The organism is Streptomyces flavochromogenes, assembly GCF_000717595.1.
Classification (GTDB): domain Bacteria; phylum Actinomycetota; class Actinomycetes; order Streptomycetales; family Streptomycetaceae; genus Streptomyces; species Streptomyces flavochromogenes.
On the sequence record NZ_JNZO01000088.1, the window covers coordinates 1 to 1,079 of the forward strand.

Consider the following 1,079-nt stretch of genomic DNA (forward strand, 5'->3'; position numbering starts at 1 on the left):
GCGCCCTGAGCAGGCCGTCCTGGAACGCGTAGCTCGTGCGGTACTGGTTGTCGTGGGTGAGGGTCTTCGTCGTGACGACGACCGGCCCGTTGTTCCGCAGCAGGTACTCGTACTGGAAGTTCGGCGCCGTCGGGTAGGTCGCCTGGGCCCTGCCGGGCAGCCACGCCTTGGTCACCCGGCCCAACGGGTCGTAGGCGGACGTGGTGACCTTGCCGTTGGTGTCGGTGACCTTCGTGGGCAGCGCGCGCCGTGCCGAGAGCACGGTGGTGATCGTGTGCCCGAGCGGGTTGGTGACGACGGTGCTGGTCGGGACTTCACCGGTGGCGGGGGTGAAGCTGGAACGGCTCACCTTGCCGTAGGCGTCGGCCTCGGCCAGCTGGCGGCCGTAGATGTCGTAGCAGAGCTGAGTGCTTCCGGTGCCGCAGACGCTCGGGGTGGAGGACGTGACGTCGTATCCGGTGCCCGTGCCGTTGATCTGCTCGGACTTGGTCACGAGGCCCTTGGTGGGTGCCGCGTGCAGGGCAAGGCCGTCGTAGTAGGTCCGGACGTCGTCGATCACGTCCGCGGGACGCGACACGGTCGCGCCGCAGGCGACGGCGACGGTCTCACTGCGGGAGACCTTGTCCAGGATCATCGAGGTGCCGGTGCGGGCGTACGTCGTGGTGGTGCACTTCTCGTCACCGGTCTTGTCGACGTCGCCTTCCTCGGAGAGCGTCGTCACCAGGCCGTAGGAGTCGAAGCCCTTGACCGACCGCGTGGTGCGTTCGCCGCCGGTGACCTTGACCCGTGTCTCCTCCGTCTGGGTGCCCGTGAAGTACGCCTCAAGGGCGGGCAGTCCGGTGCGGGCGCGGGTCGCCGTCACGGCCGAGCGCCAGGGTACGAAGGAGGAGGCGCTGACGAGCGGTCCGCCGTCGCCGTTGTACGTGGCCTTGTCGCGGAGCATGCCGGCGAACTGCTCACGGTCGGTCACGGCGACGCCTGCGGAGTTCTTGACCTGGGCGCCGTCGATGCCGCGGAAGTAGCGGGCCTCGGAGAGGGTCTTCTTGTCGAAGCCGGCGCCGGTGCGGGTCTGGACGAGG

The 1,079-nt window shown here is 69.0% G+C and carries 1 pseudogene; it reads right to left on the reverse strand.

Annotation, left to right across the window (positions count from 1 at the left end):
- Positions 1-1,079: pseudogene (locus IF00_RS42215) on the reverse strand (hypothetical protein); the annotation flags it as partial.